This window comes from Nonomuraea cavernae, assembly GCF_014646355.1.
GTDB lineage: Bacteria > Actinomycetota > Actinomycetes > Streptosporangiales > Streptosporangiaceae > Nonomuraea > Nonomuraea cavernae.
The window spans coordinates 116,903-128,723 of record NZ_BMNH01000004.1 but is presented as its reverse complement, the minus strand read 5'-3'; the positions used below and the strand labels follow the sequence as shown (position 1 = coordinate 128,723).

At 70.1% G+C, this 11,821-nt stretch carries 11 protein-coding genes; 5 read left to right on the top strand and 6 right to left on the bottom strand.

Translation table 11 applies throughout. The features are described from left to right. Nucleotides 1–82 precede the first annotated feature (82 nt). Both dnaJ and hrcA read right to left on the bottom strand, forming a co-directional pair. On the bottom strand, nt 83–1,222 hold the full coding sequence (gene dnaJ, locus IEY82_RS09800; protein WP_189123712.1) for a molecular chaperone DnaJ: 1,140 nt from the start codon (nt 1,220–1,222) through the stop codon (nt 83–85). A gap of 11 nt (nt 1,223–1,233) precedes the next feature. Further along, entirely contained in the window at nt 1,234–2,247 is a 1,014-nt protein-coding gene (gene hrcA / locus IEY82_RS09795; RefSeq protein WP_189123711.1) for a heat-inducible transcriptional repressor HrcA, read from the bottom strand. A 154-nt stretch (nt 2,248–2,401) separates the two neighbouring features. On the opposite strand from hrcA, the gene IEY82_RS39000 reads away from it, so the two are divergent. From IEY82_RS39000 to IEY82_RS09780, 3 genes are read left to right on the top strand one after another with little or no spacing between them, the layout of a single operon-like run. Continuing rightward, nucleotides 2,402–3,370: a YccF domain-containing protein gene (locus IEY82_RS39000; protein ID WP_225262542.1), complete on the top strand. Its 969-nt coding sequence runs from the start codon at nt 2,402–2,404 to the stop codon at nt 3,368–3,370. A gap of 17 nt (nt 3,371–3,387) precedes the next feature. Continuing rightward, complete coding sequence (locus IEY82_RS09785; RefSeq protein ID WP_189123710.1) at nt 3,388–4,200, top strand: DUF3097 domain-containing protein; 813 nt, start codon at nt 3,388–3,390, stop codon at nt 4,198–4,200. Further along, nucleotides 4,197–4,880, top strand: coding sequence for a DUF4870 domain-containing protein (locus IEY82_RS09780; RefSeq protein ID WP_189123709.1), 684 nt, complete (start codon nt 4,197–4,199; stop codon nt 4,878–4,880). Before IEY82_RS09785 ends, IEY82_RS09780 begins: the two co-directional genes overlap by 4 nt. Here the strand turns inward: IEY82_RS09780 and hemW are convergent. Continuing rightward, entirely contained in the window at nt 4,873–6,093 is a 1,221-nt protein-coding gene (gene hemW / locus IEY82_RS09775) for a radical SAM family heme chaperone HemW (RefSeq protein WP_189123708.1), read from the bottom strand. The two genes, IEY82_RS09780 and hemW, sit on opposite strands and share 8 nt — an antisense overlap. Nucleotides 6,094–6,196: 103 nt before the next feature. Here hemW and IEY82_RS09770 point away from each other — a divergent pair, with 103 nt between their 5' ends. Then, nucleotides 6,197–7,441 carry a glycoside hydrolase family 18 protein gene (locus IEY82_RS09770; RefSeq protein WP_189123707.1) on the top strand — a complete coding sequence of 415 codons (1,245 nt, stop codon included), beginning with the start codon at nt 6,197–6,199 and terminating at the stop codon, nt 7,439–7,441. Nucleotides 7,442–7,592: 151 nt separating this feature from the next. On the opposite strand, the gene IEY82_RS09765 is transcribed toward IEY82_RS09770, so the two are convergent. From IEY82_RS09765 to lepA, 3 genes are all read right to left on the bottom strand, one after another. Further along, nucleotides 7,593–8,228, bottom strand: coding sequence for an MOSC domain-containing protein (locus tag IEY82_RS09765; RefSeq protein WP_189123706.1), 636 nt, complete (start codon nt 8,226–8,228; stop codon nt 7,593–7,595). A 125-nt stretch (nt 8,229–8,353) separates the two neighbouring features. Further along, the gene (locus IEY82_RS09760; RefSeq protein ID WP_189123705.1) at nt 8,354–8,680 is read right to left on the bottom strand and encodes a hypothetical protein; all 327 of its coding nucleotides are present in this window, start codon (nt 8,678–8,680) and stop codon (nt 8,354–8,356) included. Nucleotides 8,681–8,916: 236 nt separating this feature from the next. Next, on the bottom strand, nt 8,917–10,746 hold the full coding sequence (gene lepA / locus IEY82_RS09755) for a translation elongation factor 4 (RefSeq protein ID WP_225262541.1): 1,830 nt from the start codon (nt 10,744–10,746) through the stop codon (nt 8,917–8,919). A 55-nt stretch (nt 10,747–10,801) separates the two neighbouring features. On the opposite strand from lepA, the gene IEY82_RS09750 reads away from it, so the two are divergent. Beyond that, nucleotides 10,802–11,794, top strand: a complete 993-nt coding sequence (locus tag IEY82_RS09750; protein WP_189123703.1) for a glycoside hydrolase family 18 protein — start codon at nt 10,802–10,804, stop codon at nt 11,792–11,794. The last annotated feature ends 27 nt before the right edge of the window (nt 11,795–11,821 follow it).

Genomic DNA, 11,821 nt, shown 5'->3' with positions numbered 1-11,821 from the left:
GCCCCGCTCGCCACCCGGCGCCCGCCCAGCTCCGCGGGTGGTGACCCGCGGAGACGATCCTTCCGGCCGCGGCGCGGCGACCTCACCTCCCGTTGAACGCGTCACGCAGACGGGAAAAAAAACCTTGCTGCCCAGGGGCGAACTTGCCGGGAGGGCGCTCTTCGCCACGCAGCTTGGCCAGCTCGCGCAGCAGCTCCTCCTGCGCCGGGTCGAGACGCAACGGGGTCTCGACGTTGACGTGGATCAGCAGGTCACCGCGGCCGCTCTCGTTGAGCCGTTGCACACCCCGGCCGTACATGGTGATGACCTGGCCCGACTGGGTGCCCGGCCGCACGTCGACCTCCTCGGAGCCGTCGAGCGTCTCCACGGCGAGGATGGTGCCGAGCGCGGCGGCGGTCATCGGGATCTGGACGGTGCAGTGAAGGTCGTCACCACGCCGTTCGAAGATCTCGTGCGGTCGCTCGACGATCTCCAGGAAGAGGTCTCCGGGTGGGCCGCCACCGGGACCGACCTCGCCCTCGCCGGCGAGCTGGATGTGGGTGCCGTCCTCGACGCCCGCGGGGATGCGGACCTTGATGGTGCGGCGGGTGCGCACGCGGCCGTCGCCCGAGCACTCCTGGCACGGGTGCCGGATGATCGACCCGAAGCCGCCGCACTGCGGACACGGCCGGGAGGTCATGACCTGCCCGAGGAACGAGCGGGTGACCTGGGAGATCTCGCCGCGGCCGTTGCACATGTCGCAGGCGTCGGGGTGGGTGCCGGGCGCGGCGCCGGCGCCCTGGCACACCTCGCACAGCACGGCCGTGTCGACGACCAGCTCGCGGGTGGTGCCGAACGCGGTCTCGCGCAGGTCGAGCTCGACGCGGATCGTGGCGTTGCGGCCCCTGCGCGCCCGCGACCGGGGCCCGCGCGCACCGCCGGCGGTGCCGAAGAAGGCGTCCATGATGTCGCTGAACGGGAAGCCCGCACCGAAACCGCCCGCTCCGGCGCCCGCGCCCGCACCGCCGAAGGGGTCGCCGCCCAGGTCGTACATCTGGCGCTTGTTCGGGTCGGACAGCACCTCGTAGGCCTGCGTGATCTCCTTGAACCGCTCCTGGGTCTCAGGGTCGGGATTCACGTCAGGGTGCAGCTCGCGGGCAAGTCTCCGGTAGGCCTTCTTGATCTCGTCCTGACCGGCGTCACGTCGCACCCCGAGGGTGGCGTAGTAGTCGCTGTTTGCCACTTATCGACCTCTTATGATGCAGCCAGGATCTGGCTGACGTAGCGTGCCACCGCGCGTACGGCGCCCATCGTCACGGGATAGTCCATCCTTGTGGGCCCCAGCACGCCGAGCCGGGCCAGTTGCTTGTCGCCAGAACCGTATCCGGTCGCGACGATGGACGTGCCGTGGAGATAGGGGTTTTCGGAGCCGATGCGCACGGTGAGCGCGGACGGGATGTCTGGGGAAGTCTCGCCGAGCAACCGCATGAGCACGACCTGCTCCTCCAGCGCCTCGAGCACGTCGCGCAGGCCGGTGGTGAAGTCGGCGCCCGCCAGGTTGGCCGCGCCGGCGAACACGATCTTCTCGTCGTGGCGCTCCACGAGCGTCTCGAGCAGCACCGAGAGGATCGTCGCCACCACGGGCCGGTCCTCGACCGGCAGCCGCTCGGGCAGGTCGGCCACCTGCTCGGGCACACTGCTCAGGCCGCAGCCGTCGAGACAGGAGTTGAGCACAGCGCGCAGGTGGGCGATGCGGGTGTCCTCCACCACCTCGGGCAGCTCTATCACGCGCTGCTCGACGCGGCCGGTGTTGGTGATGAGCACGAGCATGACGCGCCGCTCGCTCAGCGGCACCAGCTCGACGTGCCTGACCGTCGAGCGGGTCAGCGTCGGATACTGCACCACCGCGACCTGTCTGGTCAGCTGCGCGAGCAGCCGCACCGTGCGGGTCACCACGTCGTCGAGGTCGACGGCGCCCGCGAGGAAGGTCTCGATCGCCCTGCGCTCCGCCCCGGAGAGCGGCTTGACCTGCGAGAGCCGGTCGACGAACAGACGGTAGCCCTTGTCCGTCGGCACCCGGCCCGCGCTGGTGTGCGGCTGGGTGATGTAGCCGTCCTCCTCCAGCGCGGCCATGTCGTTGCGGACCGTCGCCGGAGAGACCTTCAGATTGTGGCGCTCGGCGAGCGCCTTGGAGCCCACCGGTTCGTTGGTGGACACGTAGTCTTCGACAATGGCGCGGAGCACCGCCAGTTTCCGATCATCGAGCACGTGCTCACCTCCTGCCTCTTGCCCAACGGAAACGACAGGTCTAGCACTCTGTGTTCCCGAGTGCCAAGTGTACGGCTCTCTCCCACAAGGTGCGATAACACATCTCCATCCCGCCGCTGGCGTACGTCCGCCCAAAGGCCTCAGACTGGCCGACATGACCGACGAATCCCAGCCTCCGTCCTCCGGCCCCCCGCCAGGGCCGGGTCCTCAACCCGGGCAGGGGCCCCCGTACGACCAGCCGCTCCACGGGCAGCAGCCGGGTTATGGGCAGCCCCAATACGGCCAGCCTCCGCAGGGGCCGCCGCAGTACGGCCAGCACCCGCAGGGCCGACCACCGTACGGACAGCCCCAGTACGGTCAGCCCCCTTACGGTGACCAGGCGCCGCAGTACGGTCAGCCCTCCTACGGTGACCAGCCCCAGTACGGCCCGCCCTCGTACGGTCAGCCTTCCGGCGAGCAGCCGCGGTATGGTCAGCCGCAGTATGGCGGCCCGCCACCACCACAGGGCGAGCAGCCCTACCTGCCGGGCCCCTTCAGCGGCTCGCCGCAGTTCGCCGGGCCGGTGGATCCCAAGCAGGTCAGGCCGAAGCTGTGGTGGATCGCGGCCGGCTGGGGCGTCGCGCTGGTCTGCGTGCTGGCCGGGGCGGTGCTGTTCGTCACCGGCATTTTCAGCACCGTCAGCCACCTGGCGCCCACCACGACGTTCGCGGCCGGCGAAAGCGTGACGGTGCCGATCAACCCCGCCGACAAGCCGGTGATCTACCTGGCCAGCACCGCGCGGGTGCACTACACCTGCCAGATCTCCGGCGGACCGGCTCCGGCCAGGCTCGCCAACACGGCGGCCAACCAGACGGTCACGGTCGGCTCCACCCGCTGGGAGCTCATCCTGGTGATCAACGCGCCCGCGCAGGGCGACTACCAGCTCACCTGCGCGACGCAGGAGCAGGCCGACGCGCGCTTCGGCGTGGGCCGTGACGCCTCCTCGGCGGTGGGCGGTCTCGTGGGCGGCGTGGCGGCGCTGCTGCTCATCCCCGGGCTCGGTCTGCTCGTCGGTGTCGTCGTGACGATCGTGGTGCTGGTACGGCGGAGCGGCAGCCGCAAGCGACTCGCGATGGCGGGGTGATTTGCTACGGTCCCCGTGTGTACGACGGCGATGTTCTCCGGGAAAACTGGCGGCGCCCGGGCAAGGGCAAGATCCCACAGGTGCCCGCGGAGCCCGATCTGGTCGTCGAGGACGCCGAGAGCGGCTTCTGCGGCGCGGTGGTGGCCTGCGACAAGGAGGCCGTCACGCTCGAAGACCGCTTCGGCAGGCGGCGGCTGTTCCCGCTGGCGCCCGCGGCGTTCCTCCTGGACGGCAAGGTGGTGACGCTGACCCGCCCGGCCGCGGCGGCCGCGGCCCGCGAGCCGAGGCGCAGCGCGTCCGGCTCGATCACCGTCGAGGGGCTGCGGGCGAGGGTGGCCAGGCAGAGCCGCATCTACGTCGAGGGCGTGCACGACGCCGCCCTGGTGGAGAAGATCTGGGGTCACGACCTTCGCGTGGAAGGGGTGGTGGTCGAGTACCTCGAAGGCGTGGACGATCTTCCCGCGATCGTTGAGGAGTTCGGGCCGGAGCCGGGACGCCGGCTGGGTGTGCTGGTCGACCACCTGGTGCCGGGGTCCAAGGAGAGCCGGATCGCCGCCCAGGTGACCTCCCCGGACGTGCTGGTCGTCGGGCACCCGTTCGTCGACATCTGGCAGGCGGTCAAGCCTTCCGTGCTGCGCATCCCGGCCTGGCCGGACGTGCCGCGAGGGGTACCGTGGAAGGAGGGCGTGATCGCCGCCCTGGGCTGGCGCGTGGAGCCGGCCGACGCGTGGCGGCGGATCCTCGGCGCCGTCTCGACCTACGCCGACCTGGAGCCCGAGTTGCTCGGCCGGGTCGAGGAACTGATCGACTTCGTTACGGAGGCATCGTGAGCCAGGACCCGCCCCAACAGCAGCCGGACGACGACGCCACCCGGCGCATCTCACAGTCGGACATCCCGCCGCAGGGCTCGGGCCCGCAAGGGCCCTACCAGCCGCAACCCGGCTCCGCGCCGGGCTACCAGCCCCAGCCCGGGTTCGAGCGGCCCGGTCATCAGCCTCCCGCCGACCAGTGGCAGGGTTACCAGCAGCAGCCCGGCTCCAGCCCGGAGCAGGGTTACGGTTACGGCCAGCCGCCCACCCCGCCCCCGGGTTACCAGCAGCCGGGATACGGCTACCAGCAGCACCCCGGCCAGGGCTACGGCGCCCCGCAGCAACGGCCGCCGCATGTGCCCGGAAGATACGGCCCGCGCCCCGGCTCCGACGACACCACGATGGCGATGCTCGCCCACCTGCTCGGCCTGCTCGTGTCCTGGGTCGGCCCGCTGATCATCTACCTGATGAAGAAGGACGAGTCGCCCTATGTCCGCGACCAGGCGGCCGAGGCGCTCAACTTCCAGATCACGATGTTCATCGGCTACATGGTCGCCGGGCTGCTGACGATCGTCCTGATCGGGCTCCTGCTGCTGCCGGTCGTCTGGATCGTGTCGCTGATCTTCCACATCCAGGCCGCGATAGCCGCCAACAAGGGCGAGAACTACCGCTACCCGATCGCCATCCGCCTGGTCAGCTGACCAGGTCACGCACCAGCGCGTCGGCCAGCAACCGGCCCTTGAGGGTGAGCACCAGCCGCCCCGTCTTGAACGACTCGGGCTCCAGCAGCCCGCCGCCGAGCGCGGTCGCGACGGTCGTGCGGGCGCCCGGGGCCACGTCGGCGAGCGGGTAGCCGGACGCGAGCCGGAGCTCCAGCATCAGGCGTTCGGTCTCGCGGTCGTCGGCGGTGAGCACCTCGCGGGCGTGCGCGGGTGAGGCGCCTTCGGCCAGCCGCCGGGCGTAGGCGGCGGGGTGCTTGACGTTCCACCAGCGGGTGCCGCCGACGTGGCTGTGCGCGCCGGGGCCGGCCGCCCACCAGTCGCCGCCGGTCCAGTAGAGCAGGTTGTGCAGGCACCTCGCCTCGTCGGAGGTCGCCCAGTTGGACACCTCGTACCAGCGGAAGCCGGCCTTCTCCAGCAGCTCGTCGGCGAGCTGGTAGCGGTCGGCGGCCACGTCGTCGTCGGGCATCGGCAGCTCGCCGCGCCGGATCCTGGCGGCCAGCCTGGTGCCCTGCTCGACGATGAGCGAGTAGGCGGAGACGTGGTCGGGCCCGGCCTCGATCGCGGCGTCCAGCGAGGCGCGCCAGTCGTCGTCGGTCTCTCCCGGCGTGCTGTAGATCAGGTCGAGGTTGACGTGTTCGAACCCGGCCCGCCTGGCCTCGTGGACGGCCTGCGCGGCCCGGCCGGGGGTATGGCGCCGGTCGAGGACCTTGAGCACGTGCTCCCGGGCGCTCTGCATGCCGAAGCTGACCCGGGTGAAGCCGGCCCCGCGGAGCTCCGTCAGGTAGGCGGGGTCGACCGACTCCGGGTTGGCCTCGGTGGTCACCTCCGCGCCCGGCGAGACGCCGAACTCCGCGTCGATCGCGGCCAGGATCCTGCCCAGGTCGGCCGCGGGCAGCAGGGTGGGGGTGCCGCCCCCGAAGAACACGGTCCGCACCGGCAGGTCGGCGTCTCCGAGCACCCGCCGCGCGAGGCGGATCTCCGCGATCGCCGTATCGGCGTAGTCGCGGTGCGCGGCACCGGGGCCGAGCTCGTCGGCGGTGTAGGTGTTGAAGTCGCAGTAGCCGCAGCGCGTCACGCAGAACGGCACGTGCACGTAGAAGCCGAACGGGCGTGAGCCGAGGCCGCGCAGCGCGCTCTCGGGCAGCTCGCCGGTGGAGGGCGCGGGATCTCCGTCGGGGAGGATGGATGGCACCCCTCCAGTCTGCCCGTTGCCATTGACTGCCCGATCCCACCGGCCTACGATCCGGTCTACTTATAAGAAAGTTTCCTATAAGTAGGTCTCCGGGAGCCGCCTCGTGAAGAAGCTTCTGCTCGTACTCTCGCTCTTACTCGGCCTCTCGGCGGTCGCCGTGCCCGCCGAGGCGCACACCGGGTTCAAACGGGTCGCCTACTTCATCCAATGGGGTGTGTACGGCCGCGACTTCCACGTCAGAGACGTGGACACCAGCGGCGCCGCGGCCAAGCTCACCCACCTCAACTACGCCTTCGGCTTCGTCAACGCCGAAGGCGACTGCTTCTCGGCCGACCCGTGGGCTGACTGGCAGCGCCCGGTGCCCGCCGAGCAGAGCGTGGACGGGGTGGCCGACGAAGCCGGCCAGGCGCTCAACGGCAACCTCAACCAGCTGCGCAAGCTGAAGGCCAGGCATCCGCACCTGAAGGCGCTGATCTCGCTCGGCGGGTGGACCGGGTCCGCGCACTTCTCCGACGCCGTGCTGACCGCCGAGTCCCGGGCCAGACTGGCCCGGTCGTGCGTCGACCTGTGGATGCGCGGCAACCTGCCCGGCCTGGAGCCCGGGGCCGCCGCCGGCGTGTTCGACGGCATCGACCTGGACTGGGAGTGGCCCGGCTCGTCCGGCGCCGAGGGCAACACCGTCCGGCCCGAGGACAGGCGTAACTTCACGCTGTTCGTCGAGGAACTGCGCGCCCAGTTGCGCGCCTTCTCCGCCTCCTCGCTGCTGACCGCCTTCCTGCCCGCCGCCACGGCCAAGATCGACGCGGGGTTCGAGGTGGCGCGGGTGTTCGGGCAGCTCGACTTCGCCACCGTTCAGGGGTACGACCTGCGCGGCAGCTGGGAGACCCGGACCGGGCACAACGCCAACCTGCTCACCGACCGGCGAGACCCCAACCCGGTGCGCTACAGCGTCGACCAGACCGTACGCGACTACCTGTCACGTGGTGCGCCCGGACGCAAACTGGTGATCGGAGTGCCTGCGTACGGCCAGGGCTGGACCGGGGTGACCGGCGGCGGCGACGGCCTCTACCAGCCCGCCACCGGCCCGGCGCCGGGCAAGTGGGCCGCGGGCACCGAGGACTACAAGGACCTGGTGGCCAAACCCGGCGAGCGGCACCGCGACCTGCGCACCGGCACGCTCTGGTCGTACGACGGCAACGAGCTGTGGTCGTACGACGATCCGGCGGTGCTCGTGCAGAAGGCCGCCTACATCCGGCTCAAGAACCTGGGCGGGTCGATGATGTGGTCGCTCGACCAGGACGACGACCGCGCCTCGCTCACCACCGCCCTGTATTCGGTGCTCAGGTGACCCCTCGCGGGTGACTCCTCGCGAGTGATCCCTGCCGAGTGATCCCTGCCGAGTGATCCCTGCCGAGTGATCCCTGCCGAGTGATCCCTGCCGAGTGATCCCTGCCGAGTGATCCTTCGCGGCGCGCCCTCCGGGGCGCGCCGCACGGGCGTCAGGACGCGCCGACACCCAGGACGCGGGCCGCGGCCTTGTCCCAGGAGGCCGCGTGGCCCGGGAGGGCGACGATGCGCCGCATCAGCTCCCTGTCTCCGTGGTAGGCCTGGAACGACTCCGCGACGGTCACGCTCTCGGCGGGCCGCGCCACGATCTCCACCTCGTCACCCACGCCGAGCTCGCCCAGCTCCACCACCCTGAGGTAGGCCCCGGGACGCCCGGCCTGGGTGAACCGTTTGATCCACCCGGGCTCGTCCATCCAGTTGCGGAAGACGACGCACGGCACCCGGGGGCCGGTCACCTCCAGCAGGGTGGTGCCGACCCGCCACCGCTCGCCGAGCAGCGCGCCGTTGACGTCGAGGCCCGACGTCGTGAGGTTCTCGCCGAACCTGCCGTCGGGCAGCTCACGCCCGAGCTGCCCCTCCCACCAGTCGTAGTCTTCCCTGGCGTAGGAGTAGACCGCATGGCTGGGCGCGCCATGGCCCTCCTTGTCGGCCCGCTCGTCACCGGTCAGCCCGTTGTCGTGCACCGCCACCCGATGGCTCACCGGCGTTTTGCCGATGGCCGTCCATCCAGCCTTGCCTGCCCACTCCGCCTTGACTGATCGCCCGATATTTACCGAGATAACGCGCATACTTCAGACGCTAACCGAGGCTCCGCCTGGACGGCGATCCGTTAATGGCCTCTCTCTCGTGTCCCCGATCCCGGGCGCGCGCTGAGCGTCAGCCCTCGCGGGCCGGAAGGTTGCGGGGCCCGCCGTCAACCCCGCCCCCACGGGCCGGAGGTGGCGGCACCGGAGCCGGCGAGCTGGAGCCGGGACCCGGTCTCGAATCCCGCCAGCTGTAAGAGCGTCTCCAGCGCGGCCTGGCGTATCTCCTCGACCGACTCACCCCGCGCGCCGAAGCAGTCGGCGGCCACGTCGAGCACCGCCAGGACCACCGCCGCGTCGGGATAGGGCACGTCGACCAGGACGGTGCCGTCCTCCGCGACCTCGGCGGGAGTCAGGTGCAGCCTCAGCAACCGGCGCAACTCCTCGGCCATCGCGACCCCCAGCACAGCGGCGCGCTCGAACCGCTCAGTGGCCATCACGTCAAGCATCACTGTGGACCCTCCACTCGTTAACTCCAGTCGCAAGAGTGTTCGAGACAGAAGGTAGACGACCGCACCGACAGAATCCCCGGCGCGGAAGGAGATCTCGCGCGCGACGGTCGTAGCAGGCCGGCCACGTTCGCCGCCTGGCCACGTTCGCCGCCTGGCCACGTTCGCCGGCCTGGCTCGTTCGCCGCCTGGCCTCGCCGGGCCGCGAGGACAGGCGCGCGCGGCTACTTCTTGGGCTTGTCGCCGCCGGAGTCGGTGGACAGCGCGGCGACGAAGGCCTCCTGGGGCACCTCGACCCGGCCGACCATCTTCATCCGCTTCTTGCCCTCCTTCTGCTTCTCCAGCAGCTTGCGCTTGCGCGAGATGTCGCCGCCGTAGCACTTGGCCAGGACGTCCTTGCGGATGGCGCGGATGTTCTCGCGGGCGATGACCCGGGCGCCGATGGCCGCCTGGATCGGCACCTCGAACTGCTGCCGGGGGATCAGCTCACGCAGCTTCTTGGCCATGTCGACACCGTAGGTGTAGGCCTTGTCCTTGTGCACGATGGCGCTGAAGGCGTCGACCGCCTCGCCCTGCAGCAGGATGTCGACCTTGACGAGGTCGGACTCCTCCTCGCCCGCGGGCTCGTAGTCGAGGGAGGCGTAACCGCGGGTGCGCGACTTGAGCTGGTCGAAGAAGTCGAAGATGATCTCGCCGAGGGGCAGCGTGTAGCGGATCTCGACGCGGTCCTCCGACAGGTAGTCCATGCCGAGCAGCTGGCCGCGGCGCCCCTGGCAGATCTCCATGATCGCGCCGATGAACTCCGCCGGGGCCAGGATCGTGGACTTGGTGACCGGCTCGAAGACCTGCGCGATCTTGCCGCCGGTGGGGAACTCCGACGGGTTGGTCACGGTCAGCTCGGAGCCGTCCTCCATCACGACGCGGTAGACGACGTTGGGCGCGGTGGATATCAGCGACAGGCCGAACTCCCGCTCCAGCCGCTCGCGGATGATCTCCATGTGCAGCAGGCCCAGAAAGCCGACCCGGAAGCCGAACCCGAGCGCGGCCGAGGTCTCCGGCTCGTAGATGAGCGAGGCGTCGTTGAGCTGGAGCTTGTCGAGCGCCTCGCGCAGCTCGGGGTACTCGTCGCCGTCGATCGGATAGAGGCCCGAGAAGACCATGGGGCGGGGATGGTCGTAGCCCGCCAGCATCTCCTCGGCGGGCTTGACGACCGTGGTCACGGTGTCGCCGACCCGCGACTGGCGCACGTCCTTGACGCCGCTGATCAGATAGCCGACCTCACCGACGCCCAGCCCGAGGTCCGACGGCTTGGGCTCGGGCGAGATGACGCCGATCTCCAGCGTCTCGTGCGCGGCCTTGGTGGACATCATGAGGATGCGCTCGCGCTTGCCCAGGTGACCGTCGATCACCCGCAGGTAGGTCACGACGCCTCGGTAGGTGTCGTAGACCGAGTCGAAGATCAGTGCCCGGGCGGGGGCGTCGGCGTTGCCGACCGGGGCGGGCACCGTCTGCACGACGTGGTCGAGCAGTTCGCGCACGCCCACGCCGGTCTTGCCGGACACGCGCAGCACGTCGGAGGGATCGCAGCCGATCAGGCCGGCCAGCTCGTCGGCGAACTTCTCGGGCTGCGCGGCCGGCAGGTCGATCTTGTTGAGCACCGGGATGATGTGCAGGTCGGCGTTCATGGCGAGGTAGAGGTTGGCCAGCGTCTGCGCCTCGATGCCCTGGGCGGCGTCGACCAGCAGCACGGCGCCCTCGCAGGCCTGCAGCGACCGCGAGACCTCGTAGGTGAAGTCGACGTGGCCGGGCGTGTCGATCATGTTGAGCACGTGGCCGTCCCATGGCAGCCGGACCGCCTGGGACTTGATCGTGATGCCGCGTTCGCGCTCGATGTCCATCCGGTCGAGGTACTGGGCGCGCATGGAACGGTCGTCGACCACACCGGTGATCTGCAGCATCCGGTCGGCAAGGGTCGACTTGCCGTGGTCGATGTGCGCGATGATGCAGAAGTTGCGGATCAACGCGGGGTCGGTCTGGCCAGGCTGAGTGCGCACCGAAGCTCGTTTCGACAGGGTTGAGGTCAAGCGTCTTTCATGGTGACATGCTCGGATGATTGCCCGAACCGTCATTCGCCGCGGCCTGCGCCTGATCGCGCTTGCCATGGTCGTCGTGGTCGCGCTGCTCGGCCTCTTGGCCGGCGCGTACCGCGTCCAGTTTACCGGTGACCCGGCGGCATGGGCGAAGAGCACCGGCGACGACGCCCTCTGGATGGGCCACATGTGGGTCGACGGCCGGCGTACGGAGCAGGATGTCAAGGACCTCGCGGCCCGGCTCGGCCGTACGGGGATCAAGGACCTGTACGTGCACTCCGGGCCGTTCGGCCACGACGGCCGCCTCGATCCCGCCCGCTACCCCAACGCCCGAAATTTCGTCCTATGGGTGAAGAAGCATCTCCCTGGTGTCCGCGTCTCCGCCTGGCTCGGCCAGAAGGTCAACGGCGGCCGCCTCGACCTCGACGACCCCCGTTCCAGGGCGAACGTGCTGGACGGCGTCGCCGCGGTCATGAAGACCGGCTTCGACGGCGTCCACTACAACTTCGAGCCCATCGGCGACGACGACAACGAGTTCCTCGACCTGCTGGAGCAGACGAGGCGGCACACCGCGCTGCTGTCCACCTCGACCCCGCAGATCGAGCCCTATCCCCTGACCCGCACCGCGTTCAGGATCGCCAGAGGCCACGACAAGTACTGGTCGCAGGCGTACTTCAAGCAGGTCGCCGACCGGGTCGACCAGGTGGCGATCATGACCTACGACTCGGCCATGCCCCTGGAGTCCCTGTACGGCGGCCACGTCGTACGGCAGGCCGAGCTGGCCCTCGACCTGACCCCCAAGGACAAGCACGTGTTCGTGGGCGCTCCCGCCTACCATGACCACGGCGTGGCGTGGAGCGACGCGGCCGAGAGCGTGGCCACGGCCGCGCGGGGCGCCAAGCTGGCCCTGTCGGCGCACGGCGCGCGCGAAAGGTTCGGGCTGGCCCTCTATGTCGACTTCGCCGCCACGGAGGAGGACTGGAGGGAGTACGCTACCGAGTGGCTGACCTGAGTCCAGCGCCCCGGGCCGTTGATTTGA

What these genes read in the sequence shown, in the direction of transcription:
- IEY82_RS39000 (WP_225262542.1), top strand. Translation starts at nt 2,402, where the DNA reads ATGACCGACGAATCCCAGCCTCCGTCCTCCGGCCCCCCGCCAGGGCCG.
- IEY82_RS09765 (WP_189123706.1), bottom strand. Translation starts at nt 8,228, where the DNA reads ATGCGCGTTATCTCGGTAAATATCGGGCGATCAGTCAAGGCGGAGTGG.
- IEY82_RS09760 (WP_189123705.1), bottom strand. Translation starts at nt 8,680, where the DNA reads ATGGCCACTGAGCGGTTCGAGCGCGCCGCTGTGCTGGGGGTCGCGATG.
- IEY82_RS09750 (WP_189123703.1), top strand. Translation starts at nt 10,802, where the DNA reads ATGATTGCCCGAACCGTCATTCGCCGCGGCCTGCGCCTGATCGCGCTT.